The sequence below is a fragment of the Amycolatopsis sp. NPDC049868 genome (assembly GCF_044461365.1).
Lineage (GTDB): Bacteria > Actinomycetota > Actinomycetes > Mycobacteriales > Pseudonocardiaceae > Amycolatopsis.
On sequence record NZ_JBITKV010000003.1, the window covers coordinates 423,961 to 447,824 of the forward strand.

Genomic DNA, 23,864 nt, shown 5'->3' on the forward strand with positions numbered 1-23,864 from the left:
ACAATGGCGGTGTGGAGCAACTGACGCCCGCCAAGGTGACCCCAGCCGATCCGCCCGGTGGAACCGCCGCCGAGGAGGAGAAGCGCCGCGGCCTGCGCAAGATGAAGACGGTCGCGTTGTCGTTCCTGCTCGGCGCGACAGTGATCTTCCTGCTGACCAGCTGGGCCGAGGCCGCGGGATGGCCCGCCTGGGTCGGCTACGTCCGCGCGGCCGCCGAGGCCGGGATGGTCGGCGCGCTCGCCGACTGGTTCGCGGTGACGGCGCTGTTCCGGCATCCGCTGCGGATCAAGATCCCGCACACCGCGATCATCCCGAACAAGAAGGACGCGCTGGGCAGCAGCCTCGGTGACTTCGTCGGCTCGAACTTCCTGTCCGAGTCCGTGGTCCGCGAGAAGCTGAGCCGGGTCGAGGTCTCGAAGCGGCTCGGCGGCTGGCTTTCGCAGCCCGCCAACGCCGAGCGCGTGACGTCCGAGCTGGCCACCGTCGTGCGGGCGGCGGTCAGGGTGCTCCGCGACGAAGACGTCCAGGCGATCATGGAACAGGCCGTGGTCAAGCGGATCGTGGACAAGCCGTGGGGTCCGCCGCTCGGCAAGATCCTGGAAGGCGTGTTCGCCGACGGGGCGCACCACAAGCTGGTGGACCTGATGTGCGACCGCGGCTACGAATGGGTGCGGGACAACCACTCGACGATGCTGCGCGTGGTCTCGGACCGGGCGCCGAGCTGGTCGCCGAAATTCGTCGACGAGATGCTCGCGGACAAGGTCTACGGCGAGGTGCTGTCGTTCGTCTGGGCCGTGAAGACCGACGTCAACCACCCCATGCGGCTGGCGCTGGACAAGTTCCTCGGCGAGTTCGCCCAGGATCTCCAGACCGACCCCGAGGTGATGGCGCGCGCCGAGCAGGTCAAATCCCAGATGCTGGGGCACGACGAGGTGCAGAAGCTGATCGGTTCGGCGTGGGCGACGGCGAAGGAGATGCTGCTCAACGCCGCCGAGGATCCGTCGAGCGAGCTGCGGCGCCGGGTACGCACGGGCCTCGAGGCCCTCGGGGAGCGGCTGGTCTCCGACGACCACATCAGGTCCAAAGTGGACACTTGGGTGGAGGGCGCGGCGGCCTACGTCGTCACCCACTACTCCAAGGAGATCACCACGATCATCACCGACACGGTGGAGCGCTGGGACGCCGAGGAGACCTCGCGCAAGATCGAGCTCCAGGTGGGCCGGGATCTGCAGTTCATCCGGATCAACGGCACGGTGGTCGGCGCGCTCGCCGGCCTGGTCATCTACACGGTCGCGCAGCTGCTCTTCTGAGCGCTGCGCGTATACCACACTCCAGGGGCCGCGCCGGGAGTTGTCCACAGGAAGTGGAGTCATCCCCAGGGTTATCCACAGCTTTTCACGTCTTTGGCCTAACGCTGTGCACAACCCCTGGGGGTAACTCGGGGGTGGGTGACCCCAGAAGTTGTGGTCGTTCGGGTTCGGCACTCAGGTCGAGATGTCCGCCGTCCGTGCCCGCCAGGCCCGCGCCTTCTCCCGGTTCCCGCAGGCCCGCATCGAGCACCACGTCCTCGACCGGTTCCGCGATTCGTCGTAGAACGCCCACAGGCAGTCGTCCGCCGGGCAGATCTTGAGCCGGATCCATTCGCCGAGCACGGTCAGCCGGGTCGACGCCGCCAGTACCGCCTCGCAGACCGTTTCCGAGACCAGGAGCGGGCCTTCCGCGCCGAGGACGATCTCCGCCGGAGCGCGCAGGCCGAGCCGAGGAAGCCGCGGATCGCCGATCGCGGCCCGCAGCGCGTCCCGGGTTTCGCGCGCGGCCGCGGGGGTATCCGCTCGCAGCCGGTGATCGCGGGCCCAGCGTTGCCAGGACTCCAGCTCGTCCAGGAGGTCGGTGCCGCGTTCGACGTTCACCGTGTTCAGAAACTCGACCACCAGGGACGCGTCGGTGTTCACCTCGCCCAGTGTACGGGCGAGACCGGTTGTCATCGGCTTCGATAACCCCCATACTCAGTTAACTGGTTACTCGATCATTCTGGAGGCTGAACGATGGGTGCGGTACCGACCTTCGGCGCGGTGGCTCTCGACTGTCCGGATCCGGTCGCGCTGGCGGAGTTCTACCGCGAGCTGCTCGACTGGGAGGCGGCCGAAGTCGCCGGAGACGGCCATTGGGTGACCCTGCGGAACCCGGAGGGCGGCGCGCGATTCTCCTTCCAGCGCGTGCCGGACCACCGGCCGCCCGCGTGGCCGTCCGCCGAGAATCCGCAGCAGGCGCACGTCGACCTCGACGTCACCGACATGGAGGCCGCCCACGAGCGCGCGCTGGCCATCGGCGCGAAACTGCTCGACGACTCGCCGAAGACCTTCCGGGTGTACGCGGATCCGGCCGGACACCCGTTTTGTCTGTGCGCCTGCTGACCTCGCGGGCGAAAAATGCGTAATCTCTGATACGTGATTTGTCCGAAGTGCCAGAACGCCATGAAGACCGTCGACAAGAACGGCATCCACATCGACCAGTGCCAGGGATGCCGCGGCATCTTCCTGGACCGGGGTGAGCTGGAAGCCATCACCAACGCCGAGAGCTCGTACTACGGCGGGCATCAGCCGCCTCCGCCGTATCAGGGAGGTGGGCACGCGCCGGCGCCGCACTACGGCCGTCCGGACTCCCCGCGGCCGCATCGCGGCGGGTACGCGGACTCGCCGAAGGGCTACCGGGGTGGCTACGCCGACTCGCCCAAGGGGTACCGCGGTGGGTACGCGGACTCTCCGCACGGGTACGGACACAAGCGTCGTAAGGGCGGCTTCCTCGAGGGCCTCTTCGACTGACCGTGGTCCTCGATCTCAAGATCTGCCCGGCCTGCGGTGATCGCGCCGAACGGCCACGAGTCGAGAGCGGGCTGCTGGTGTGCGCGGTATGCGCACACCGGTGGCCGTTCCGGCGGCTTCCGCTGTTCGCGCTGACCGGGCCGAGCGGCGCGGGCAAGTCGACGGTCGGGCCGCTGCTGGCGCGACGGCTCGGCGATCTCGCGCTCGTGGTCGAGCAGGACGTGCTCTGGACCGGGGCGTTGCGCGACGACGTCCCCGGCCATCCCGCGTTCCGCTCGACCTGGTTGCGGATGGCGGCGATGCTGCACCAGAACGGACGGCCGGTCGTGCTGTGCGGCACGGTCGCGCCGCCCGAATTCGAGCGGTTGCCCGAGCGCGTCTTCTTCTCCGACATCCACTACCTGGCGCTCGTCAGCGAGCCCGACGCGTTGCGCAAGCGTTTGCTCGCGCGGCCCGCCTGGCGCGAGTGGGACGAGGAGCGCGTCGAGGAGATGCTGGAGTTCAACGCGTGGCTGCGAGCGGAAGCGCCCACGATGGATCCGCCGGTCGAACTGTTCGACACCACCCACATCCCGGTCGGCGACGCCGTCGACCATGTCGAGAAGTGGGTGCGAGGCCTGCTTTCAGGAGCCCAACGGCCAAGTGCGGCCATCGGGTGAATCCAGCCAGATCACCTGTTCATTCCCGTCGAGGCTGAGCCCGAACCGGTCTCGTCCGGGCTGGCCGAGGTCGAGCCAGTCGTCGTACGCGGCTTCGACGATCTCCCACAGCCGCCGCGGGCCGCCTTCGGCCACTTCGAACTCGTCGCCCGCCTGCCGGTGGCGCATCCATGAGCCGTCCGGATGAACCAAGGCGGTGCTCTGGCCGTCTCGCGAGGCCGTCACGCCCGGGAGACAGAGCCCGGCGAAGAACTCGAAACGGCTGCGGACGTCGGTGAGTACTCCCATCGGCAGCCGGGCAGGCCGCCAGGTGACGTCGCCGTCCGGGATCTTCGACTGCTTGAACCGGTGCGCGCGCAGCGGCATGAAGCGCCCGTCGCGCGCGAGCACCCGCCCGTGTCCCGTCGCGCCTTCGCCCGCGACGATCCGGACGAGCCCGCCGCCGATCGGCCGGTTCAGCGTGGTGACGATCAGCCCGCCCGGCATCGTCTGCGCCAGCCACGCGGGCGGGATCGACGACACCGAGCAGGTGCAGATCACCCGGTCGTAGAGCACTCCCGCCGGGAAGCCTTCGGCACCATCGGCCGCCGCGCACGAGGGCACGTACCCGATCTCCGCGAGCCGTTTGCGCGCGGCGTCGACGAGATCCGGGTCGATGTCCACTGTGTACACGAGCCCGGAACCGAGCCGATGGCACAGCAACGCGGTGTTGTACCCGGTACCCGTGCCGATCTCCAGTACGCGATGACCGTCGGCCACCCGGAGCTCTTCGAGCATGATCGCCATGATCGACGGCTGGCTGGACGAACTCGTCGGCGTTCCCGGCTGCGCGCCGAGATACCGCGCCCGTTCCCAGAGCCCGGAATCGTCGTCCAGCTGGACGACCAGCACGTCGGGCGAGTAGACGCGCCTGAGCCACTCGTCGTCGCCGTGCTCGACGGCGGCCCAGCCGTTCGCCGCCGGGACGAAGAACCGCGGCAGGAAGACGTGCCTCGGCACCGAGCGGAACGCGGCCATCCAGTGCGCGTCGTGCAGCACGCCCTCGGCGAGCAGATGCTCGACGAGGCGCCGTCGCAGCCGCGTGGCGTTCGACATCCCTACACGGTAGCCGGGTGAGCACCAACACACCCGATGGTTGCAAGCAGAGTGCTTGCAATTGCTAGCACTCGGGCGTAGCGTTGAAGACGTCGCGAGGAGGTGACCGATGTCAGACACCGACCGGGATCAGCCCACATCGGGCGGACCGATGGAGAAGGTCGCGGACATCGCTTCCGACATCGGCGAGTACATCCGCCAGCAGCGCAGCAACGCGAAGATCTCCTTGCGGCAGCTGTCGAAACTCGCCGGCGTGTCCAATCCGTACCTGAGCCAGATCGAGCGCGGGGTCCGCAAACCCAGCGCGGAGATCCTGCAGCAGATCGCCAAGGGCCTGCGTATCTCGGCCGAGGCGCTCTATGTGCAAGCGGGAATCCTCGATCTGCCGACGGGCGGCCCGGTCGGCGACGCGATCCGCGCCGACACCGAGCTGACCGAACGGCAGAAGCAGGTCCTGCTCGACGTCTACGAATCGTTCCGCCGCGAGAACGCCGCCTCGAAACCCGAACAGGCGGCCCAGGCGAAAACAGAAGCCACGGAAACCAAGGAGTCAGCATGACCACGGCCACCAAGACCGAACGCAAGCACACCGCCCTCGACCAGGTCCGCACGCCGCTGCTGGCCGCACTGGGCGCCGGCAACCTGGCGGGCCAGGCCGTCGTCGACGCCGTCTCGAAGGCCAAGGAGAAGGTCGTCGAGGGCAGCGAGACCGCCCGCAAGAACCTCGAAGAGCTCCCGCACGACGTCGAGGGCCTCCGCGAGAAGCTGGACCCGGCCGAGCTGCGCAAGGTCATCGACGAGTACACCGAGGCCGCGCTGAAGCTGTACAACAAGCTGGCCGAGTCCGGTGAGCAGGCGTGGGACAAGATCGCCGCGCAGCCGCAGGTCAAGAAGGCCATCGAGCAGCTCGAAGACGCGATCAGCACCGCGCAGGACCGCGTCGAGGGTGCGACCACCGACGCCCGTGAGCGCATCGACACCGTGCTCGGCAAGGTCACCAAGGGCACCCGCTCCGTCGGCGAGAAGACCGCCCGCAAGGTCACCGAGGTCGCCGGCGAGATCGCCGACGAGGTCGAGGAGATCGGCGACGACCTCGCGCACGAGACCCGCTCGGCTTCGCGCAAGGTCGCCAACAAGACCGCGCCGAAGACCACGGCCACCGCGCGCCGCACCACCTCCAGCCCGGCCGCCAAGAAGCCGGCCACCGCGCCGAAGACCACCGAGAAGTAAGGTCCGCGTGAATTCCGGGGCCCCTGGCACCTCTTCGGTGCCGGGGGCCCGGGTCATTCGCCCGGTTTGACGTAAGCTGAGTGCGTGTTCGTTGCCAACTGGATCCTCATCGCCATCCATTGGGGCGGCGCGCTGACGGGGCTGTTCGCGTTCGTGCATGCGCTGTTGCAGCGTGCGGACGCGTATTCGGCCGCCGATCGGAAGACCAAACCCATCTGGATGCTCATCACCGGTGGGGCCACCGTGGTGCTGACCTTCTTCCAGTTCTACGGCGGCGGAATGATCCTGTGGCTGCCCGCGCTGGTCGCGGTCCTGGTCTACCTCGTGGACGTCCGCCCCAAGCTCATCGAGGTCCAGCGCGGCGGCCGCAACTGGTGATTATGGTGGGCCTGTGACTACCTGGACCATCGCCGGAAGCCTCACCGTCGTCCCCGCCCTCACCCGCACGGATCTGCTCGCCGAGCCCGTCGCCAAGGCACTCGCCGCCCTGCCCGATCCGGACGCCGTCGGCGTCGTCGAGATCGACGCCGGGCTGGCCGACACCGCCGCCTTCTGCGAGGCGTACGGCTCACCGCTTTCCGCGTCCGCGAACTGCGTCGTCGTCGCCGGCAAACGCGCCGGCGAGGTCCGCTTCGCCGCCGCGATGATCCTCGCCACCACCCGCGCCGACGTGAACGGCGTGATCAAGCGCCGGCTCGACGTCCGCAAGGCCTCCTTCGCCCCGATGGACGAGGCCGTCTCGCTCACCGGAATGGAGTACGGCGGCATCACGCCGGTCGGGTTGCCCGGGGAGTGGCCGATCCTGATCGACCAGCGTGTCGCCGACGAACCCGAACTGGTCATCGGCAGCGGTATCCGCGGCGGCAAGCTGCTGATCCCGGGCTCGGTGCTCGCGTCCCTGCCGGGCGCCGAAGTGATCGACGGGCTCGCGCGCCCCGTCGAGTGAGGCTGTCCACAAAGGACTTTCCGCTGGCCGCGGCCTTCGAGGCGGGGTTCATCGAGATCGATCCCCCCTTGCTGGCGCGGCTCGGCGAAAACCGCGCCCGAGTCCTCGCCGCGCTGGACGAGCGACCCGTCTACGGCGTCAACACCGGCATGGGGCGGCTCGCGGGAGCCGCCGCGCCCGCGTCGAGCGCGCACCAGCGGAACCTGCTGATCGGCCGTGCCGTCGGCGGCCCGCCCTGGCTCTCGGCCGAAGAAGTGCGCTGGCTGCTGCTGGTGCGTCTGCGGGATCTGCTCGCGCCCGAGGCGGGCGCCGGTCCGGAGCTGGTGACGTTCCTCGTCGACCGCCTGAACGAGGGGTTCACCCCCGCCGTGCCGAGGACGGGGCTGGGCAGCGCCGGTGAGATCATCCCGCTGGCGCATGCTTTCCAGACCTTCCTCGGCGTCGGGACCGTGCTGGTGGACGGCGTCGAGACGCCCGCGTCGGAGGTGCTGGCGGAGCCGTACGAGCCAGGCCTCAAGGAGGCCGCGACCCTCATCCAGGGCTCGCCACTCGCGGAGACGCTCGCCGCCTTCGCGCGGACCGAGGTCCAGCAGGTGGTGGATCTCCAGACGCTGGCCGCCGCGATCGCGATCGACGTTCTCGGTGCGCCGCAAGGGGTCTATCGACCCGCGTTGGCGGGAGACGATCTGGTGCTGCGTTCGGTCCTGCGCGAGGTGAGCGGTCTGATCCGAGGTGCCGTCGAACGGCCGGTCGTGCAGGCGCCCGTTTCCGTGCGGGTGGCTCCGCGCGCGCTGGCTCATCTGACGCGGGTCGCCGCCGACCTGGACGAGGTGCTCGGGCGCTCGGTGCCGACCGATTCGCCCGTGTTCCTCGACAGCGAATTCGTGTCCACGACAGGGTTTCACGCCGTCGAACTCGGACTGCGGATGGACGCGGTGACAGCGGCGCTGGTGCATCTCGGCGAAGTGAGCGTGCAGCGGACGCACCGGTTGCTCGACGAGCGGTTCAGCGGCCTTCCCGCACAGCTCGCGGTGGATCCGGGACCGCAGGCGGGGCTGGTCCCCTTGCACAAACGCGCGGTGGGGGAGCTGCACGCGCTGCGGCGGCTCGCCACGCCCGCGACCTTGGGTTCCGTCGACACTTCCGGTGGGCAGGAGGATGTGCAGGCGTTCGCCTGGGCGGCGGGGAATCAGCTCCGCGACGCCTGTGCGCGGATGTTCGCCATCACGGCCTGTGAGCTGATCACGGGCTCGCAGGCGCGGTGGCTGGCGTCCGGGGACGGGGCGCCGGAGCTGCGAGCGACCTACGAGTGGCTGCGGGAACTGGTGCCGCCCGTCGAGGTGGACCGGCCGTTGGGTCCGGCGGTGACGGCTCTGGTTTCGGCGCTCAGGAACGGGTTTCCGCGCGGGACTGGATCGCCAGCCCGCGAGGAGTCACCCAACGCGTGACGAGCGCGAAAACCCCCTCGCATACCAAAGCCAGTACGACGACCGCGATCCCGCCCGCCAGGATCTCGCCGTGGCCGGGATCTCCGAGCGCGAAACCGTCCACAATGTACCGTCCGAGCCCGCCGCCGTCGTTGACGATCGCGCCGATCGCGACGGTCGCCACCAGTTGCAGGAACGCGACACGGGCGCCCGCGAGGATGACCGGCGACGCGAGCGGCAGCTCCAGGCGCAGCATGATCTGCCACTCGCGGTAACCGGTTCCGCGCGCGGCGTCGACGGTTTCCTGCTCCAGCTGGACGACGCCCGCATAGGTGTTGGTGAACAACGGCGGCAGGGCCAACGCCACCAGCGCGAGCATCAGCGGCCAGAACGTCGTGTCGGCCCCGAGCCGGGAGGCCAGGAACCAGAACAGGATCACCAGTCCGAAGCTGGGGATCGCGCGGCCGATGTTCACCGCGCTGGTCGCGAGGAACTGCGCGCGGCGGTAATGCGCGAGCCACAACGCGGCCGGGATCGTCAGCACGGCCGAGATCGCCAGCGCCAGCAACGAGAACTGGAGATGCTCGACCGTCCGGTACGGCACGCCCGCCGGATCGGTCCAGCTCCATCGGTTCGGTTCGCCGAGCCATTCGATGGTCTGGTCGATGATGCTCATCGCGACGCCGCCTTCCGCGACCACGGCGCGAGCGCGCGCCCACCGAGCCACAGCAGCAGATCCACCACCACGGCCAGCACCACGGAAAGCACGACGCCGACGATGATCGACGTCGGGTTCGGCGTCGCGGTCTGGATGCCGTTGCGGATGAAGTACCCCAGGCCGCCCTTGCCGAGCATGGAAGTCACTGTCACGAGCCCGATCGTGGTCACCGCCGCGACCCGCAGGCCCGCGATCACCACCGGCAGCGCGAGCGGGAGTTCGACCTGCCACAGCAACCGCGAACGGGTGAAACCCATGCCTATCGCGGCTTCGCGGACTTCCTTGGGTACTTGTTCGACGCCGGTGACGATGTTGCGGATGAGAATCAGCAACGTGTACGTCGCCAACGGGATCACCGCTGTGGTGAAGGAAGTCAGGCCGGTGAAGGGAACCAGCACGGCGAAGGCGCCGAGGCTCGGGATGACGTACAGCGAACCCGCCGCGCTCAGCGCGATGACGTAGAACCACCGGCGACGCAGCGAAATCACGGAAACACCGATCGACACCACCAGCCCGATGGCGAGCGCCGCCGCGGTCAGGGTGATGTGCTCACCGAGCCGCTCGAAGATCTCGTCGAGGTGACGGTCCACCCACCGCCACTCGAAGAGCGGCCGTCCGCCCTGGGCGGGAACGGGGAACACGGAGGAGGCTCGCACCGGCCGACCTTACCCCGTTCGGGGTGCCGGATTCCGTTCTCTGGGAGCGCGAGGGGTGCAGCTCTCAAAATGTGGATTCTGTCGTGACCCGGAGATACTGTCCATTCCTCTGAACGAGTCATAGGAGAGTGTGCACGTGCGCTGGACACGGAATGTTCGAGTGGGCGCGGTGCTCGCCGCCGCCGTCCTCGGTATGACCGCCTGTGGGGGCGGCGACGACGCGGCGGCCCCGGCCGCGCAGAGCAAGGGCGGGGCGCCGATCGTGGTCGCCTCCTTCAACTTCACCGACAGCGTGATCCTCGCCGAGCTGTACGCGAACGCGTTGGAGGCCAAGGGATACCCGATCACCCGCAAACTGAACCTCGGTTCGCGCGAGCTGATCTACCCGGCGCTGAAGTCCGGCGAACTCCAGTTCGTCCCGGAATACCAGGGCGCCGCCATCAGCACCGGATTCGGCAAGGACGCCGCGAAGGATGCGGAGGGCGAGCACGGGCAGCTCAAGAAGTTGTTCGAGCCGGACGGCATCGGCCTGCTGGACTACTCGCCGGCGGAGAACAAGAACACCTACATCGTGAAGGCCGATCTCGCCAAGGAGAAGGGGCTGGCGAAGATCAGCGATCTGTCCAAGGTCGGCGACGTCGTCGTCGCCGGCGCTCCGGAGTGCGAGAAGCGGCTACCCTGCTTCAAGGGCTTCACCGACGTCTACAAGCTGAAGGCCACGTTCCAGACGGTGCAGGAGGCGGGCCCGCGCGTCGAACAGCTGCGGTCCGGCAAGGTCACCGTCATCCCGGTCGACTCGGTGAGCCCGCTCGTCGGCGACCCGCAGTTCGTGGCGCTGGAGGACGACCTCGCCATCGTGCCGACCGAGAACGTCGTGCCCGCGGTGAACAAGAAGGTCCTCGACGAGCGCGGCGCCGACTTCGCGGCCGCCGTCAACGCCGTGAGCAAGGCCCTCGACACCGTGCAGCTGCGTGAGCTGAACAAGCGCGTCGACTCGGACGGCGAGAAGCCGGGCGACGTCGCGAAGGACTGGCTGAAGGAGAAGTCGCTCATCTAGTCCCGTCGCGTGCCATGAACGGTCCGTTCCTTGCAAATTTCGCAAGGAACGGACCGTTCATTGCATCCGGGGGCCGGTGGAGTCGGCAGGGCACTGGCTGGAGCCGTTTCGGCCGGGTCCGCCCGCGCGAGATCACGGTGACGACGTCCTTCGCTGGTACAGAACGAGATGTCCTTCGCGTCGCCGGGTGATCAGCCGGGCCTGATACAGAACCTTCAGGTGATAGGACACGGTCGAGGGGGACAGCTCGTGGCGCGCGCTCAGCTCGGCTGTCGACCGCTCCGACTCCAGATCGGCGAGCAGACTCGCCCTGGTGGCGCCGTAGAGACGGGCAAGTGACTTCGGGGTATGGCCGTCACGTGTCGCCTGTCCGAAGGCGGGATAGTTGATCGCCGCCGACTGCTCGCCGCAGATCTGTGCCGTCACGTTCGGCCAGTTGAGGATGCTCGGTGACAGCACCAGCTCACGGGTGCCGAGTTCCACCTCCTCGTCATGCGCGCCGAGATCGATGGCCAGTGACCGCCCGGTCCACAACACTCGCGGGTGCAGCGAACCCAGCAGTTCGCCGAGTCCGAGATCGGCCATGGTGTGCCTGCGCCGCGCGAGATCGGCTTCCATGGTGGTCTCCAGCCCGCGCCAGTCGTCGGCGAGCACCTGCCGCCAGAACACCCAGAGACCGCTTGCCGCGCGAGCGCCGAAGGTGCCGGCATCGATCGAGCCACGTACCTCGGATGAGAGCGTGCCACCGCAGACGGCGACGTGCCCGATTTGCTCCGCGACGGTCTCCATGGCCGTCCCGCTCACGAGGGACAGCTGGTGGTCCAGCACGGCGGCGCTCCTGCCCGGAGTGGCGGCCGGCGTCAGCATGTCGGGCGCGTAGACCGGCGAGAGTGCGCCGGCGACGAGGGCAACGTCGGGATGGCCGAGGGCCGACCGCGCAACCGGCCCGGGGAAGCCGAAGGTGGGATGCCGCCGCCCCGTCGTGAGCAGCCACAACCACACCAGCACCTCGGAGGCGGGCGACAAGGCCAGCTTGACCCTGCCCATCCCGCTCGTGTTCATGCGCAACGTGAGCATGGATCGAATGCTATGCCGTCACGGCGCGCGCTCGGCAACATTCGAACGTGGTCGAATCAATTTGATAGAAATCCGACGGCGCATATTCTCGTCGTAAGTCCGGTGTTCGGGGGAATCGCAGTCCGCTGGTGGCATTCGATTCGCCAAATGCCGTCATTGCTCGTTCTGGGAAAGGGGAGATAATGAAGAAGAATGTGGTTCGAGTGCTGCTGGGCGGTGTCGCGGTGGCGAGTGGTTTGGTCGTCGCGGGTTGGCCCGCCTCGGCGGACACGCAGGCGGCGACGCATAACTTCGTCAACTTCGCGTACGGATACTGCCTGGACGGCAACGTGGGCGGCTTGGTGTACATGAATCCCTGCGTCAGGGGCAACAACTTCCAGAAGTGGACCTGGTCCGGCGCCATCCCGTCGAGGACCACGCTCAAGAACGTCGGGACGGCTCGGTGCCTGTCCGGGAATTCCGCCGGCGACGTGTACACGAGTCCATGTGACGGCGCCCCGAATCGGACCTGGTATGTGGAAAGAGTTCCGTCGTCGACGTCTCTTCCGCGCCTGCGGAATTACGCGACCGGGCAGTGCTTGGTGCAAACCAGCGAACACGGTGTTCGAACCGCGACGTGCAATTACAACGTTCCGGCTCAGCATTGGCGGATAATTGTGTAGTAACGGCACCGCGCCGCGCGTCTGATCGGGATGACGAGCCGACGTCGCGAAAGTGGCTTTCGCGACGTCGGCGTCCCCTTCCCGGCCGGCTCCCACGGGGCCGCCCGCTCCCACTGCGAGCAGCGATGGAATCGTGGACGCTGTCTTGCAACACGGGTGAAAGGGAGTGAGATGGGAAAGGTCACGGCCATCGCGGAGCGCACCATCGAAGCGCCGGCGGACAAGGTCAGGACGCTCGTCGCGGACTACGCCGAAACCCGGCCGAAGCTGCTGACGGAGCACTACCGCGACTACGAGGTCACGGAAGGCGGCGTCGGCGCGGGCACGAAGGCGCGCTGGAAGCTGCAGGCCACGTCGAAGCGCGTGCGTGACGTCGCCGCGACGGTGACTGAGCCCGCCGAAGGCACCCTCGTCGAGACCGACGCGAACTCCAGCATGGTGACCACCTGGACCGTCCGCGAGGTGTCGGGCGGCAGCCTCGTCCGCATCGAGACCACCTGGGACGGTGCGGGCGGCATCGGCGGCTTCTTCGAGAAGACCTTCGCGCCCGGTGGGCTCAAGCGGATCTACGAGGGTGTGCTCGGCAAGCTCGCCGAGGTCGTGTAGCGCTCGCCACAACCGGAATGGGCGCCCCGGTTCCCTCGTTGTACCCGTCGTGAATACGGGGCGACCGCCCCGCTTCGGCAAACAGACTTGGAGTTACCTCGTGAACGCAACCGAGATCCGGCTCGCCTCCCGTCCGCACGGTGTCCCGACGCTGGAGAATTTCGAGATCGCCGACGTCGAGATCCCGGTGCCGGGCGAGGGGCAGATCCTGGTTCGCAACCAGGTGCTGAGCGTGGATCCGTACATGCGCGGCCGGATGAGCAGCGCGAAGTCCTACGCCGAGCCGTACGAGGTCGGCAAGGTGATGCACGGCGGCGCCGTCGGTGAAGTGATCGAGTCCACCGTGGACGATTTCAAGCCCGGTGACATCGTGCTGCACGGCCTCGGCTGGCGCTCGCACGCCGTCGTCGCCGCGAAGCACGCGGTGAAGATCGACCCTGAGGCCGCCCCGATCACCGCGTACCTCGGCGTCCTCGGCATGACCGGGCTCACCGCGTACGCCGGACTTCTCGAGGTCGCGGAGTTCAAGGAGGGCGACACCGTCTTCGTGTCCGGCGCGGCGGGCGCCGTCGGGTCCGTCGTTGGCCAGCTGGCGAAGCTGAAGGGCGCGAAGCGGGTCATCGGCAGCGCGGGCACGGACGACAAGGTCAAGTGGCTGACCGACGAGCTGGGCTTCGACGCGGCGTTCAACTACAAGGACGCCCCGGTGGCCGAGCAGCTGCGCGCGGCGGCGCCCGAAGGCATCGACGTGTACTTCGACAACGTCGGCGGCGAGCACCTCGAAGCGGCCATCGACTCGATCAACCTGCACGGCCGGATGGCGATCTGCGGGATGATCTCGGTCTACAACAACACCGAACCGGCCGCGGCGCCGCGCAATCTCGCGTCGATCATCGCGAAGCGGTTCACCATGCGCGGCATGCTCGTCGGCGACCACTTCGCGTCGCAGCCGCAGTTCGTGAAGGATGTCGCTCCGCTGGTCGCCTCCGGGGAGCTCAAGTACTCGGAGACCATTGTGGACGGTATCCGCAACGCGCCGCAGGCGTTCCTCGACCTGTTGGGCGGGGCGAACACCGGCAAGATGCTGGTCCGCGTCTGACCCGCCTCCGGATGCTATGAACGGTCCGTTCCTTGCAAAATTTGCAAGGAACGGACCGTTCATAGCACGCGCGGGGGCTCAGTACTGCGTCGTGAGCGCGCCTTCGGTCAGCGTGGCGTCCAGCGCCTCCGCCGATATGTCCAGCTTCATCTGGTCGCGGAAGATCTGGCCCGCGGTCGGCAGGCTGGACCGCTCCGGCCACGTCTCCGGCTTCCACAGTGACGACCGCAGGAAAGCCTTGGCGCAGTGCATGTACAGCTCTTCGACCTCGACCAGGATCGCCAGCGCGGGCCGCTTCCCCTTGACCACCAGGTCGTCGAAGAACGGCGCGTCCGCGACCAGTTTCGCGCGGCCGTTGATCCGCAGGGTCTCGTTCATCCCCGGCACCAGGAACAGCAGCCCGGCGTGAGGGTTGTCGAGGATGTTGGTCTGGCTGTCGAGCAGTTTGTTGCCCGGCCTGTCGGCCAGCACCAGCGTCTTGTCGTCGAGCACCTTCACGGAACCGGCCGGGTCGCCGCGCGGCGAGACGTCACAGGTCCCGTCGGACGACGCCGTCGCCAGCAGGTAGAACGGCGAGTGCTCGATCAGCGTGCGCGCGTGCGAATCGAGGAAGGGGATGATCTTTCCCCTGGTCCGCTCGGCCGGGTGGCCGAGGTGCTCACGCAACGCCTCGCGCGTCTCGATCACTTTGATCTCTGAGGTCCCCATGGCCCCAGTGAACCACTAGAACACGACAGTCCGGTTCCCGTGCACCAGCACGCGGCCTTCGAGGTGCCACCGGAGCCCGCGCGCCAGCGTCACCTTCTCGATGTCGCGGCCCTTGCGGACCATGTCCTCGACCGAGTCGCCGTGGTCGACGCGGATGACGTCCTGGTCGACGATCGGGCCCGCGTCGAGGTCGGCGGTGACGTAGTGGCAGGTCGCGCCGATGAGCTTCACCCCGCGCGCGTGAGCCTGGTGGTACGGCCGCGCGCCGACGAACGACGGCAGGAAGCTGTGGTGGATGTTGAGCGCCCGCCCGGCCCACGCCTCGCACAGCTCCGGCGGCAGGACCTGCATGAACCTGGCCAGGACGACGGCGTGCGGGTCGTGCTCGTCGACGAGTTTCCGTACTTCGGCGAACGCCGGCGCCTTGGCGGCGGGGTCGCCGGCGGGGAACGGGACGTGGTGGAACGGGATGCCGTGGGCGCGGGTGATGTCGCCCAGCGACGCGTGGTTGCCGATGACGGCGGCGACGTCGACGTCCAGTTCCCCGGACGCGACCCGGCCGAGCAGGTCGTAGAGGCAGTGCCCGGCCTTGGAGACGAGGATCACCGCGCGACGGCGCTCACCGGTGTCGGTGACCTGCCAGCTCGACTCGGCCGAAAGCGACTTCGCGACCTCGGCGAAGCGCGTGCGCAGCTCGGTGGCGTCGAACGGGAGCGAATCGGCGCGCACGACCTGGCGGGTGAAGAACCAGCCGGTGTCCGGGTCGGTGTGATACGCCGCTTCGACGATCCAACCGCCGTGCTCGGCGAGGAAACCCGAGATGCGGGCGATGATGCCGGTGCGGTCCGGGCAGCCGAAGGAGATCACATAGCGACGTTCAGGGTTCGACACGCACACCATTGTCGCTGGTCTCGGCCGCCGCGCGGCGCCGGGTCAGTATGCGGACGCGGACACGCCGCCCGATCTCGATCGCCGTGACCAGCAGCAGGCCGAGTGCGAAGGACAGCAGGAGGCCCTTCTCCGGTTCGTCCGCGAAGGCCGCTCCGCCGACGAGCCCGATCAGGACGCTGTACACCGCCCAGATACCCGCGCCGAGGGCGTCGAGCGGGACGAACTTGCGTGGCGGGTAGCCGAGGCTGCCGTTGGCGAGCCCGCTCGCGACGCGGCCGCCGGGCAGATAACGGGCGGCGAGGATCAGCAGGACGGCGTTGCGCCGCACCTGGATCTTCGCCCATTCGTAGCGCCGGACCCCGTCCGGACCGCGCTGCAGGCGGGCGAGCGCCCGCGGGCCCGCGGCGGCGCCGACGGTGTAGCCGAGACAGTCGCCCAGCCAGGCCCCGAGCGCGGCGATCAGCGCGAGCAGCGCCAGGCGGGGGAAATCGGTGCCGATCAGGACGGCGACGGTGATGACGGTGGTCTCGCTCGGCATGAACGGCAGGAGCGCGTCCAACCCGGACACGAGGAACACGATCACCCACAGCCAGGGCGAGCCCAGCGTGCCCTCCAGCAGCCCGGTGACGTACTCCAGCAGTTCCACGGTTCCATGGTGATCACCGCAGGTCGCTTTGGGGTGACGGAGCGGGGTTCGACCGGTGAATTCCTACTCCGGGGCTACTGACGACCATGGCACCGTGAGTTCACCCAACCGCCATCGTGACGGGCGGTTCAGCACCGGCCAGCCCCGGGCGGTGAGCAGATGGACGGCGTGCGCCCAGCGGGCGCGGACGCCGAAGTTCTGGTGCGGCGCCGCCGTCGCCCAGCAGATATCCAAAGTGGACAGTAGATCGTGGACCCGTTCGCCGGGAACGTTGCGGTGAATCAGGATCTTGGGTAACCGTTCGGCCACTGTGGACGGACGTTCCAGGCTGGCGAGATGGACGGACAAGGTCAGGGTGCGCGGTCCGTCGTGCCCGACGGCGACCCAGGTGCTCAGCCGCCCGATTTCGTCGCAGGTGCCTTCGACGAGGAGCCCGCCCGGTGTCATCGCGTCCAGCATGAGCGACCAGGCACCGGGGACCTCGGCTTCGTCGTACTGCCGCAGGACGTTGAACGCGCGTACCAGCACCGGCCGCGTCCCGGCCAGTTCGAAGCCGCCGCGCCGGAAGTCCAGCCACGGCCGGTCGACGGCGGCTTGCGCGACGGCGACCCGTTCGGCGTCCAGCTCCAGGCCAAGGACCCGGACGTCGCGGCGGACCGTGCGCAGCCATCGCGCCATCTCGACCGTGGTCACCGGTGAGGCGCCGTAGCCGAGGTCCACCACGAGCGGTTCGTCCGCGCGGCGCAGCAGCCGCGTCACTCCCGGATCGCTCGCGAGCCACCGGTCCACCCGGCGGAGCCGGTTCGGGTTGGTCGTGCCCCGGGTCGGTGCCCCGACCGGTTTCAGCGCTCGGCCAGCCATTTCGCGACGAATTCCGCCTCGCGCTCCAGCAGCTTGGTGACCTGTTCGGCGATCACGCCCTCCAGCTTTCCGCCGACGAACGGGATCCGCACCTTGACCTGGCCGCTGTTGACCAGCGTCGTCCGCTCGCCTTCGCCGGTCAGCGACGTCTTCGCGGTGATCTCGCCCGGCACGCCCGAGACCGCCGCCGTCGCGGTGCCGGTGTAGCCGTCGCCCGCCGCCTTCCAGCTCTGCTCGCGCTCGACGATCAGATCGCCCCGGTGCAGCGTCCGCACGGCCGACGGGAGCTTGTCCGAGCTGATGCCCTGACGCAGCTTGTAGCGCACTCCGTCCTCGGCCGGGGCGTACTCCAGCAGTTCCGCGTCGTCGCCGCCGATCTGCTCCAGCCTCGCCCGCAGCGCCGCCTCGCCGGCGACCGCGTCGAACGTGGTCGCGAGGTCTGCGGAGAACGCTGAGCGGTGCTCGATACGGGAGGCCATGGCGCCAGACAGTACCGTTCACGGGCGTGAGCACTGCCGAAACTCCCACCCTCGCCGACCACACCACGTTGCGCCTCGGCGGTCCGGCGCGGCGTTATGCCGAGGCGAAGACCGTGCAGGCCCTGGTCGACGCGGTCCGCGAGGCCGACGAAGCGGGCGAGCCGGTCCTGCTGCTCGGCGGTGGTTCGAACCTCGTCGTCGCCGACGACGGTTTCGAGGGCACGGTGCTGAAGGTCGGCAACACCGGCTGGACACGTGACGGAGATCTCGTCGAGGTCGCGGCGGGTGAGAACTGGGACGGTTTCGTCGAGGGCCTGGTCGCCGAGGGCATCGGCGGGCTCGAATGCCTCTCCGGGATCCCCGGTTCGGTCGGCGCGACGCCGATCCAGAACGTCGGCGCGTACGGCTGTGAGGTGGCCGAATCCCTGGTCTCGGTCGATCTCTACGACCGCGCCACCCGCGAAATCCGCACGCTGACCGCCGAAGAGCTCGGCTTCGGCTATCGCACGTCGATCCTGAAGGGGACCGACGCGGGCGTCGTGCTCACAGTGCGTTTCAAGGTCAGCGAAGACGGCCTCTCCGCCCCGATCCGCTACGCCGAACTCGCCCGCACGCTCGGCGTCGAGATCGGTGACCGCGTCCCGGCGGCCGAAGCGCGCGAAGCGGTTCTCGGGCTGCGTCGCGGCAAGGGCATGGTCCTGGACGCCGACGACCACGACACCTGGAGCGCGGGCTCCTTCTTCACCAACCCGATCATCGGGGAGGCGCGGCTGGCGAAGGTGCTGGCCGGCATCGCCGACGCACTAGCCGTCACAGGCGAGGACTTGCGCGTGCCGCAGTACCCGGCGCCCGGCGGCACGAAGCTGTCCGCGGCCTGGCTGATCGAGCGGGCAGGGTTCGCGAAGGGCCACGAAGGGCCCGGCGGCCGGGTCTCGCTGTCGACGAAGCACACGCTCGCGCTCACCAACCGGGGCAAGGCCTCGACCGAGGACCTCCTCGCTCTGGCGCGCGAAGTGCGCGACGGCGTCGAGGCTCGCTTCGGCGTTTCGCTGCACCCGGAACCCCTGCTCATCAACTGCGCGCTTTGAGCGAACAACCCCAGGCCACCCCCGTGCGTCTATCCCTCTGAGGGGCGAGGGTGAGTTCCGTCGCCGCGGGTAACGTCGGAGAGGTTCCCGGCGCTGAGCGGGTAGAAGCTCGCGGGGATCTTCATGGGAGGTACACGGTGATCGAACGGCGCACGGTGTTCAAGGCCGCGCTCGCCGCGGGGGCGGCCATGCTGGCCGCGGCCTGCTCCAGCGAGGAAGGCGGCAACGCCAAGCCGGAAGGCAGCGGCGGCGGAGAACAGGGCGCCGCCCCGGTCGCGAAGATCACCGCCGAACCCGCCGCCGACGCCAAGGACGCGTCCGTGGTGACGCCGGTCGTGGTGAAGGTCGCCGACGGCAAGCTCACCGAGGTCAAGGTCACCGGGGACAGCGGCAAGGACGTCAAGGGCGAGCTTTCCCCCGACGGGCTCACCTGGACCAGCACCGAAGTCCTCGGCTACGGCAAGACGTACACGTACGCCGCGAAGGCCACCGGCAGCGACAACAAACCTGCCGAGTTCAAGGGCTCGTTCAGCACGGTCAGGCCCGCCAAGGAGGTTCGCGCCACGCTGAACCCGACCGACGACGCCGAGGTCGGCGTCGCGATGCCGATCAGCGTGAAGTTCGCGTCCCCGGTCAAGGACAAGGCGGCCGCCGAGAAGGCGCTCAAGGTGAAGACCGACAAGGACGTCGAGGGCTCCTGGGGCTGGCTGTCGGATACGCAGGTCGACTGGCGGCCCAAGGAGTACTGGCCCGCGAACATCAAGGTCAACGTCGAGGCGAAGCTCTACGGCGTCGCGCTCGGCGGCGGAGCGTACGGCAAGGCCGACGTGACCACCGAGTTCAAGATCGGCCGCAACCAGGTGGTCAAGATCAACACCCCGGACCACGTGATGAAGGTCTACCGGGGCGGGGCGGAATCGGCGAGCTACCCGTGTTCGAACGGCCTGGACTCCGACGTCCAGCGCAACACCCCCAACGGCACGTTCATCGTGATGACGAAGGAGCCGATGGCGCGGTTCGACAACGCGCGCTACGGCTACACCAACGTCAACAAGAAGTGGTCCTGCCGGATTTCGAACAACGGCGAGTACATCCACGAGAACCAGGACAACGCGGCGAACATCGGCAAGGCCAACACCTCGCACGGCTGCGTGAACCTGCTCGAAGCGGACGCCAAGAAGTACTTCGACTCGGCGATGATCGGCGACCCGGTCGAGATCACCGGTTCCAAACTGGGCAGCCCGACCAAATCGGACGTCAAGAACTGGTTCTACGACTGGAAGTCCTGGAAGGCCCTTTCGGCGATCAAGTAGCCCGTCGGATATCAAGGACATATGAAGACCGAGGTAGTCGGCTACGGCGGGACCCGCATCGGCTTGTGGGTCGAGGGCGCGGAGAACACCCGTCCGATCGTGTTCGTGCACGGCTGGGCCCAGTCGGGCCGGGCCTGGGCGCCGCAGCTGGCGGATCCCGCGCTCAGTGAGCGGTTCCGCCTAGTCGCGATGGATCTGCGCGGTCACGGGGATTCCGAAGTGCCCTCCGCCGGCTACGACGATCCGCGGGTGTGGGCGGAGGATCTCGCCTCCGTTCTCGACTTCGCCGGCGAAGACGCGATCGTCGTCGGCTGGTCCTACGGAGGTCTGGTCATCACCGACTACCTCCGCGTGCACGGCTCGTCGAGGCTCGGTGGCGTCGTTCTTGTGGGCGCTATCACAGAAATCGGCAAGAACCGCCCCGGCGGCAAGGTCGGCCCCGCGATGCGCGACGCCATTCCGGCGGTGCTTTCGGACGACCCGGAGGTCGCGATTCCCGCGTTGGTGCAGTTCAGCGCGCGGATGACCACCGCGCCGGTGTCCGGCACGCTCACCCAATCGCTGCTCGGCGCCTGCCTTTCGACGCCGCCCGCGGTGCGCTCCGCGCTGTTCCGGCGTGACGTCGGGAGCGAGGACGTCCTTCGAAATCTGGACAAACCGGCACTTATCGTCCATGGTCTCGCGGACACTGTGATCGATCCGACGGCGGCGGAATACGCGGCGGGGAAGATTCAGGGGGCCGTCGTGCGTTGGCTACCTGAGGTGGGGCATCTGCCGTTCGCCGAAGCGGCGGACGAGTTCGGTGAACTGCTGCGCGGGTTCGCCGATCAGTAGGACTTCGGGAGTGTTGACCAGGTGACGATCCCTCTGCACGGGTTCGACGCCGCGCCCAGGCGCGTCGCGGTGCTGTCCTTGCACACTTCTCCGCTGGAGCAGCCGGGTACCGGCGACGCCGGCGGTATGAACGTCTACGTGAGCCAGACGGCCACCGAGATGGCCCGCCGGGGCGTCGAGGTCGAGGTGTTCACGCGGGCCACGTCCTCGGATCAGCCCCCGATCGCCGAACTGGCGCCCGGCGTGCTCGTCCGGCACATCCCGGCCGGCCCGTTCGAGCCGCTGGGACGCGACGAGCTGCCCGCGCAGCTGTGCGCCTTCACCGCCGGGGTGCTGCGGGCCGAGGCGTTCCACGAGCCGGGCTACTACGACCTCATCCATTCGCACTACTGGCTCTCCGGCCAGGCGGGCTGGCTCGCCCGCGACCGCTGGGGGGTGCCGCTGGTGCACACCGCGCACACCCTGGCGAAGGTCAAGAACGCCGCGCTGGCCGAGGGCGACACCCCCGAACCGCGCACCCGCGTGATCGGCGAGGAGCAGGTCGTCGAGGAGGCGGACTGCCTGGTCGCGAACACCCGCGTCGAAGCCCGCGAGCTGATCGAGCTGTACGAAGCCGACCCGCACGCCGTGCACGCCATCCCGCCCGGCGTCGACCTCGACCGCTTCACGCCCGGCTCCCAGGCCGCCGCGCGCCGGGCGCTGGGGCTGCCGCGGGACGCGATCGTGCTGGCCTTCGCGGGCCGGATCCAGCCGTTGAAGGCGCCGGACGTCCTCCTGCTGGCCGCGGCCGAAATGCTGCGCGAGCGGCCGGAGCTGGCGTCGCGGCTGGTGGTGCTGATCGTCGGCGGCCCGTCCGGGACCGGGCTGGAGCAGCCGCAGGCCCTGCGCGAACTGGCCGGCTCCCTCGGGATCGAGGCGCAGACCCGGTTCATGCCGCCGCAGCCCGGCCAGTCGCTGGTCAACGTCTATCGGGCGGCCGACATCGTCGCCGTGCCGAGTTACAACGAGTCGTTCGGGCTGGTCGCGCTCGAAGCGCAGGCCTGCGGGACACCGGTGATCGCGGCCGAGGTCGGCGGGTTGCCGGTCGCCGTTCCGCACGGTGTCTCCGGGTTGCTCGTGCCTTCGCACGACCCGAAGGAGTGGGCCGGTGCGCTGGCGAACGTCGCGCTGCGGCCCGATCGGCGGGCCGAGCTTTCGGCCAACGCCGTCGTCCACGCGCGGCGCTTCTCCTGGCGCCGGACGACGGACCGCCTGCTGGACACGTACGCTCAGGCGACCGGCGCGTTCCGGCGTGCCCTCGAACAGCGCGCGGAGGTGGCGGTTTGACGCTCGACGAGACCCTGCGGTCCTCTTTGGACAATGCGGGCCTGGAATACGAAAGGCGTGGCGAGGGAAAGTACTTCGTCACGTTGCCCGGCACCAAGAAGCTGCAGACCAACTGCTGGCTCGTCGCCGGTGACCACGCTTTCGCCGTCGAAGCCTTCGTCTGCCGCCGTCCCGATGAGTCCCATGAGGACGTTTACCGCTTTCTGTTGCGCCGCAACGCGAAACTGTACGGCGTGCACTACACGGTGGACGCGATCGGCGATATCTACCTGGTCGGCCGGTTCGGCCTGGACACGGTCACCGAAGCCGAATTGGACAAGATCCTCGGGCAGGTGCTGGAGGCCGCCGACGGCGACTTCAACACGTTGCTGGAACTCGGGTTCGCCGAATCGATCAAACGCGAATGGGACTGGCGCGTCTCGCGCGGCGAGTCGCTGGCGAACCTTCAGGCGTTCAAACATCTCGTCGAGCCTTCGAACGGGCACGAACCCGGGGCCTTGACCGACTCGTGACCCGGACGGTGCAACGGCACCGTCGTCCGTTCCGTCTCTTTCCGCAGCACTGGAGGGAGACGGTTTTGATGCACAAGGGATTGAGATGGGTCGCCGCCGCCGGCATCGTGCTGGCGCTGGCGGGCTGCTCCGCGAACGATTCCGGCGGCGAGTCGGCCGCGATGCCGATGTCGGCCGACACCAAACAAGCGGCGCCGAATCAGGGCGCGCCGCAGAAGGAAGCCACGGACAGCGCCGGCAAGGCGGGTTCGGACAAGGCCCCGGCGCCCGCGGGACAGCCGGGGATCACCGACCGCAAGCTGGTGCGCACGGCGAGCCTGGAGCTCACCGCCCCGAACGTCGCCGACGTGATCTCGCAGGTGCGCGTCATCACCCAGGGCGCCGCCGGCTACACCGGGCAGGAGAGCACCCAGGAGAAGCGGGCGTCGGTCAACGTCATCGTGCCCTCCGAGCGCCTCGACAGCGTGCTGGACCAGCTCGGGAAGCTCGGGAAGCAGCAGAAACGCGAGGTCACCGCGACGGACGTGACCGAGCAGATGGTCGACGTCGAATCACGGCTGGCCACCCAGCGGGCGAGTGTCGAGCGCATCCGCGCGCTGCTCGCGAGGGCGACGTCGGTTTCGGAGATCGCCTCGGTGGAGAGCGAGCTGACGAGCCGGGAGGCCGAACTCGAGTCGCTCCAGAAGCGGCGCGAAAGCCTGGCGGGCAGTGTCGCCATGTCGACGATTTCGTTGCAGGTGCGGGCGGAGACGGTCGCGGCGGCGGAGGAGTCCCGCAGCGGGTTCCTCGGCGGGCTGGCCGACGGCTGGGACGCGTTCCTGACCTTCGGCGGGGGCCTGCTGACCGTGCTCGGCGCGATGGCGCCGTTCGTGCTGATCTTCGGCGTTCCCGTGGCCGCGCTGGTGTGGTGGCTGCGCAAACGGCGCCGTCCGGCCGAACCCGCGATGGCGGCCGCTTCGGATCTGCCGTCCGCGCCCCCGCTGGACTGAGCCGACCAAGCCCCCGGTGACCGTTCGGGGCTGGATGGACGACACGCGTGATCCGGCGGACGACACACGTGACTGGATGGACGACACGACCCCGGCTGGGGTGCCGCCACGAGTCGTCCGCTCAATCACGTGTGTCGTCCATTCCGACACGCGTGTCGTCCGC

29 protein-coding genes are annotated in these 23,864 nt (G+C 68.7%); 19 read left to right on the forward strand and 10 right to left on the reverse strand.

The features are described from left to right. Nucleotides 1–11 precede the first annotated feature (11 nt). Nucleotides 12–1,310: a DUF445 domain-containing protein gene (locus ACIBTM_RS15545; protein WP_395877155.1), complete on the forward strand. Its 1,299-nt coding sequence runs from the start codon at nucleotides 12–14 to the stop codon at nucleotides 1,308–1,310. Nucleotides 1,311–1,484: 174 nt separating this feature from the next. Here the strand turns inward: ACIBTM_RS15545 and ACIBTM_RS15550 are convergent, their stop codons facing one another. Beyond that, nucleotides 1,485–1,952 carry a CGNR zinc finger domain-containing protein gene (locus ACIBTM_RS15550; RefSeq protein ID WP_378373024.1) on the reverse strand — a complete coding sequence of 156 codons (468 nt, stop codon included), beginning with the start codon at nucleotides 1,950–1,952 and terminating at the stop codon, nucleotides 1,485–1,487. 93 nt (nucleotides 1,953–2,045) lie between these two features. Here ACIBTM_RS15550 and ACIBTM_RS15555 point away from each other — a divergent pair, with 93 nt between their 5' ends. From ACIBTM_RS15555 to ACIBTM_RS15565, 3 genes are read left to right on the forward strand one after another with little or no spacing between them, the layout of a single operon-like run. Then, nucleotides 2,046–2,414 (forward strand): VOC family protein, encoded by a 369-nt coding sequence (locus tag ACIBTM_RS15555; protein WP_395877156.1) that lies wholly within the window; start codon nucleotides 2,046–2,048, stop codon nucleotides 2,412–2,414. Nucleotides 2,415–2,447: 33 nt separating this feature from the next. Then, nucleotides 2,448–2,822, forward strand: a complete 375-nt coding sequence (locus tag ACIBTM_RS15560) for a zf-TFIIB domain-containing protein (protein WP_378373026.1) — start codon at nucleotides 2,448–2,450, stop codon at nucleotides 2,820–2,822. A 2-nt stretch (nucleotides 2,823–2,824) separates the two neighbouring features. Continuing rightward, entirely contained in the window at nucleotides 2,825–3,481 is a 657-nt protein-coding gene (locus ACIBTM_RS15565) for an AAA family ATPase (protein ID WP_395877158.1), read from the forward strand. Here the strand turns inward: ACIBTM_RS15565 and ACIBTM_RS15570 are convergent. Next, nucleotides 3,446–4,576: a methyltransferase domain-containing protein gene (locus ACIBTM_RS15570; RefSeq protein ID WP_395877160.1), complete on the reverse strand. Its 1,131-nt coding sequence runs from the start codon at nucleotides 4,574–4,576 to the stop codon at nucleotides 3,446–3,448. The genes ACIBTM_RS15565 and ACIBTM_RS15570 overlap by 36 nt on opposite strands. Before the next feature lie 151 nt (nucleotides 4,577–4,727). Here ACIBTM_RS15570 and ACIBTM_RS15575 point away from each other — a divergent pair, with 151 nt between their 5' ends. The 5 genes from ACIBTM_RS15575 (at nucleotide 4,728) to ACIBTM_RS15595 (ending at nucleotide 8,200) form a co-directional block, all read left to right on the forward strand. Further along, nucleotides 4,728–5,135: a helix-turn-helix domain-containing protein gene (locus ACIBTM_RS15575; RefSeq protein ID WP_395878075.1), complete on the forward strand. Its 408-nt coding sequence runs from the start codon at nucleotides 4,728–4,730 to the stop codon at nucleotides 5,133–5,135. Beyond that, a complete protein-coding gene (locus ACIBTM_RS15580) occupies nucleotides 5,132–5,806 on the forward strand; it encodes a hypothetical protein (protein WP_395877161.1) in 675 nt (224 codons plus the stop codon). Before ACIBTM_RS15575 ends, ACIBTM_RS15580 begins: the two co-directional genes overlap by 4 nt. Before the next feature lie 84 nt (nucleotides 5,807–5,890). Continuing rightward, nucleotides 5,891–6,184 (forward strand): DUF2516 family protein, encoded by a 294-nt coding sequence (locus ACIBTM_RS15585; RefSeq protein WP_037333051.1) that lies wholly within the window; start codon nucleotides 5,891–5,893, stop codon nucleotides 6,182–6,184. Between the two features lie 13 nt (nucleotides 6,185–6,197). Then, nucleotides 6,198–6,752 (forward strand): YbaK/EbsC family protein, encoded by a 555-nt coding sequence (locus ACIBTM_RS15590; RefSeq protein ID WP_395877163.1) that lies wholly within the window; start codon nucleotides 6,198–6,200, stop codon nucleotides 6,750–6,752. Further along, on the forward strand, nucleotides 6,749–8,200 hold the full coding sequence (locus tag ACIBTM_RS15595) for an aromatic amino acid lyase (RefSeq protein WP_395877165.1): 1,452 nt from the start codon (nucleotides 6,749–6,751) through the stop codon (nucleotides 8,198–8,200). The genes ACIBTM_RS15590 and ACIBTM_RS15595 overlap by 4 nt, the downstream gene beginning before the upstream one ends. Here the strand turns inward: ACIBTM_RS15595 and ACIBTM_RS15600 are convergent. Both ACIBTM_RS15600 and ACIBTM_RS15605 read right to left on the reverse strand, forming a co-directional pair. Continuing rightward, the gene (locus tag ACIBTM_RS15600; RefSeq protein WP_395877167.1) at nucleotides 8,139–8,855 is read right to left on the reverse strand and encodes an ABC transporter permease; all 717 of its coding nucleotides are present in this window, start codon (nucleotides 8,853–8,855) and stop codon (nucleotides 8,139–8,141) included. The genes ACIBTM_RS15595 and ACIBTM_RS15600 overlap by 62 nt on opposite strands. Next, entirely contained in the window at nucleotides 8,852–9,538 is a 687-nt protein-coding gene (locus ACIBTM_RS15605; RefSeq protein WP_395878077.1) for an ABC transporter permease, read from the reverse strand. Before ACIBTM_RS15605 ends, ACIBTM_RS15600 begins: the two co-directional genes overlap by 4 nt. 175 nt (nucleotides 9,539–9,713) lie before the next feature. Between ACIBTM_RS15605 and ACIBTM_RS15610 the strand changes: the two genes are divergently transcribed. Continuing rightward, nucleotides 9,714–10,610: an ABC transporter substrate-binding protein gene (locus ACIBTM_RS15610; RefSeq protein ID WP_395878079.1), complete on the forward strand. Its 897-nt coding sequence runs from the start codon at nucleotides 9,714–9,716 to the stop codon at nucleotides 10,608–10,610. A gap of 132 nt (nucleotides 10,611–10,742) precedes the next feature. Here ACIBTM_RS15610 and ACIBTM_RS15615 read toward each other — a convergent pair whose 3' ends face one another. Next, a complete protein-coding gene (locus ACIBTM_RS15615; protein WP_395877169.1) occupies nucleotides 10,743–11,687 on the reverse strand; it encodes an ArsR family transcriptional regulator in 945 nt (314 codons plus the stop codon). 182 nt (nucleotides 11,688–11,869) lie between these two features. Here ACIBTM_RS15615 and ACIBTM_RS15620 point away from each other — a divergent pair, with 182 nt between their 5' ends. From ACIBTM_RS15620 to ACIBTM_RS15630, 3 genes are all read left to right on the forward strand, one after another. Continuing rightward, nucleotides 11,870–12,349, forward strand: a complete 480-nt coding sequence (locus ACIBTM_RS15620; RefSeq protein WP_395877171.1) for an RICIN domain-containing protein — start codon at nucleotides 11,870–11,872, stop codon at nucleotides 12,347–12,349. A 171-nt stretch (nucleotides 12,350–12,520) separates the two neighbouring features. Then, a complete protein-coding gene (locus ACIBTM_RS15625; protein ID WP_395877172.1) occupies nucleotides 12,521–12,955 on the forward strand; it encodes an SRPBCC family protein in 435 nt (144 codons plus the stop codon). A gap of 100 nt (nucleotides 12,956–13,055) precedes the next feature. Next, the gene (locus ACIBTM_RS15630) at nucleotides 13,056–14,054 is read left to right on the forward strand and encodes an NADP-dependent oxidoreductase (protein ID WP_395877174.1); all 999 of its coding nucleotides are present in this window, start codon (nucleotides 13,056–13,058) and stop codon (nucleotides 14,052–14,054) included. A gap of 78 nt (nucleotides 14,055–14,132) precedes the next feature. Here ACIBTM_RS15630 and ACIBTM_RS15635 read toward each other — a convergent pair whose 3' ends face one another. The 5 genes from ACIBTM_RS15635 to ACIBTM_RS15655 form a co-directional block, all read right to left on the reverse strand. Next, a complete protein-coding gene (locus tag ACIBTM_RS15635; RefSeq protein WP_395877176.1) occupies nucleotides 14,133–14,762 on the reverse strand; it encodes a pyridoxamine 5'-phosphate oxidase family protein in 630 nt (209 codons plus the stop codon). Between the two features lie 15 nt (nucleotides 14,763–14,777). Then, a complete protein-coding gene (gene purU, locus ACIBTM_RS15640; RefSeq protein WP_395877177.1) occupies nucleotides 14,778–15,662 on the reverse strand; it encodes a formyltetrahydrofolate deformylase in 885 nt (294 codons plus the stop codon). Next, nucleotides 15,640–16,299 (reverse strand): DedA family protein, encoded by a 660-nt coding sequence (locus ACIBTM_RS15645; RefSeq protein ID WP_395877179.1) that lies wholly within the window; start codon nucleotides 16,297–16,299, stop codon nucleotides 15,640–15,642. The genes purU and ACIBTM_RS15645 overlap by 23 nt, the downstream gene beginning before the upstream one ends. 63 nt (nucleotides 16,300–16,362) lie before the next feature. Further along, nucleotides 16,363–17,160: a class I SAM-dependent methyltransferase gene (locus tag ACIBTM_RS15650; protein WP_395877181.1), complete on the reverse strand. Its 798-nt coding sequence runs from the start codon at nucleotides 17,158–17,160 to the stop codon at nucleotides 16,363–16,365. Next, on the reverse strand, nucleotides 17,142–17,639 hold the full coding sequence (locus tag ACIBTM_RS15655; RefSeq protein ID WP_395877183.1) for a DUF2505 domain-containing protein: 498 nt from the start codon (nucleotides 17,637–17,639) through the stop codon (nucleotides 17,142–17,144). Before ACIBTM_RS15655 ends, ACIBTM_RS15650 begins: the two co-directional genes overlap by 19 nt. Nucleotides 17,640–17,665: 26 nt before the next feature. Between ACIBTM_RS15655 and ACIBTM_RS15660 the strand changes: the two genes are divergently transcribed. From ACIBTM_RS15660 to ACIBTM_RS15685, 6 genes are all read left to right on the forward strand, one after another. Continuing rightward, nucleotides 17,666–18,727 (forward strand): UDP-N-acetylmuramate dehydrogenase, encoded by a 1,062-nt coding sequence (locus ACIBTM_RS15660; protein WP_395877185.1) that lies wholly within the window; start codon nucleotides 17,666–17,668, stop codon nucleotides 18,725–18,727. 137 nt (nucleotides 18,728–18,864) lie between these two features. After that, a complete protein-coding gene (locus ACIBTM_RS15665; RefSeq protein WP_395877187.1) occupies nucleotides 18,865–20,040 on the forward strand; it encodes an Ig-like domain-containing protein in 1,176 nt (391 codons plus the stop codon). 21 nt (nucleotides 20,041–20,061) lie between these two features. Then, on the forward strand, nucleotides 20,062–20,874 hold the full coding sequence (locus ACIBTM_RS15670; RefSeq protein WP_395877189.1) for an alpha/beta fold hydrolase: 813 nt from the start codon (nucleotides 20,062–20,064) through the stop codon (nucleotides 20,872–20,874). Between the two features lie 21 nt (nucleotides 20,875–20,895). After that, complete coding sequence (gene mshA, locus ACIBTM_RS15675; protein WP_395877191.1) at nucleotides 20,896–22,200, forward strand: D-inositol-3-phosphate glycosyltransferase; 1,305 nt, start codon at nucleotides 20,896–20,898, stop codon at nucleotides 22,198–22,200. Beyond that, nucleotides 22,197–22,712 carry a YbjN domain-containing protein gene (locus ACIBTM_RS15680; protein WP_395877193.1) on the forward strand — a complete coding sequence of 172 codons (516 nt, stop codon included), beginning with the start codon at nucleotides 22,197–22,199 and terminating at the stop codon, nucleotides 22,710–22,712. The genes mshA and ACIBTM_RS15680 overlap by 4 nt, the downstream gene beginning before the upstream one ends. Before the next feature lie 68 nt (nucleotides 22,713–22,780). After that, nucleotides 22,781–23,701 carry a DUF4349 domain-containing protein gene (locus ACIBTM_RS15685; RefSeq protein ID WP_395877195.1) on the forward strand — a complete coding sequence of 307 codons (921 nt, stop codon included), beginning with the start codon at nucleotides 22,781–22,783 and terminating at the stop codon, nucleotides 23,699–23,701. The last annotated feature ends 163 nt before the right edge of the window (nucleotides 23,702–23,864 follow it).

What these genes read in the sequence shown, in the direction of transcription:
- ACIBTM_RS15625 (WP_395877172.1), top strand. Translation starts at nt 12,521, where the DNA reads ATGGGAAAGGTCACGGCCATCGCGGAGCGCACCATCGAAGCGCCGGCG.
- ACIBTM_RS15555 (WP_395877156.1), top strand. Translation starts at nt 2,046, where the DNA reads ATGGGTGCGGTACCGACCTTCGGCGCGGTGGCTCTCGACTGTCCGGAT.
- ACIBTM_RS15620 (WP_395877171.1), top strand. Translation starts at nt 11,870, where the DNA reads ATGAAGAAGAATGTGGTTCGAGTGCTGCTGGGCGGTGTCGCGGTGGCG.
- ACIBTM_RS15575 (WP_395878075.1), top strand. Translation starts at nt 4,728, where the DNA reads ATGGAGAAGGTCGCGGACATCGCTTCCGACATCGGCGAGTACATCCGC.
- ACIBTM_RS15600 (WP_395877167.1), bottom strand. Translation starts at nt 8,855, where the DNA reads ATGAGCATCATCGACCAGACCATCGAATGGCTCGGCGAACCGAACCGA.
- ACIBTM_RS15655 (WP_395877183.1), bottom strand. Translation starts at nt 17,639, where the DNA reads ATGGCCTCCCGTATCGAGCACCGCTCAGCGTTCTCCGCAGACCTCGCG.
- ACIBTM_RS15570 (WP_395877160.1), bottom strand. Translation starts at nt 4,576, where the DNA reads ATGTCGAACGCCACGCGGCTGCGACGGCGCCTCGTCGAGCATCTGCTC.
- purU (WP_395877177.1), bottom strand. Translation starts at nt 15,662, where the DNA reads ATGGTGTGCGTGTCGAACCCTGAACGTCGCTATGTGATCTCCTTCGGC.
- ACIBTM_RS15685 (WP_395877195.1), top strand. Translation starts at nt 22,781, where the DNA reads ATGCACAAGGGATTGAGATGGGTCGCCGCCGCCGGCATCGTGCTGGCG.
- ACIBTM_RS15635 (WP_395877176.1), bottom strand. Translation starts at nt 14,762, where the DNA reads ATGGGGACCTCAGAGATCAAAGTGATCGAGACGCGCGAGGCGTTGCGT.
- ACIBTM_RS15615 (WP_395877169.1), bottom strand. Translation starts at nt 11,687, where the DNA reads ATGCTCACGTTGCGCATGAACACGAGCGGGATGGGCAGGGTCAAGCTG.
- ACIBTM_RS15670 (WP_395877189.1), top strand. Translation starts at nt 20,062, where the DNA reads ATGAAGACCGAGGTAGTCGGCTACGGCGGGACCCGCATCGGCTTGTGG.
- ACIBTM_RS15650 (WP_395877181.1), bottom strand. Translation starts at nt 17,160, where the DNA reads ATGGCTGGCCGAGCGCTGAAACCGGTCGGGGCACCGACCCGGGGCACG.
- ACIBTM_RS15580 (WP_395877161.1), top strand. Translation starts at nt 5,132, where the DNA reads ATGACCACGGCCACCAAGACCGAACGCAAGCACACCGCCCTCGACCAG.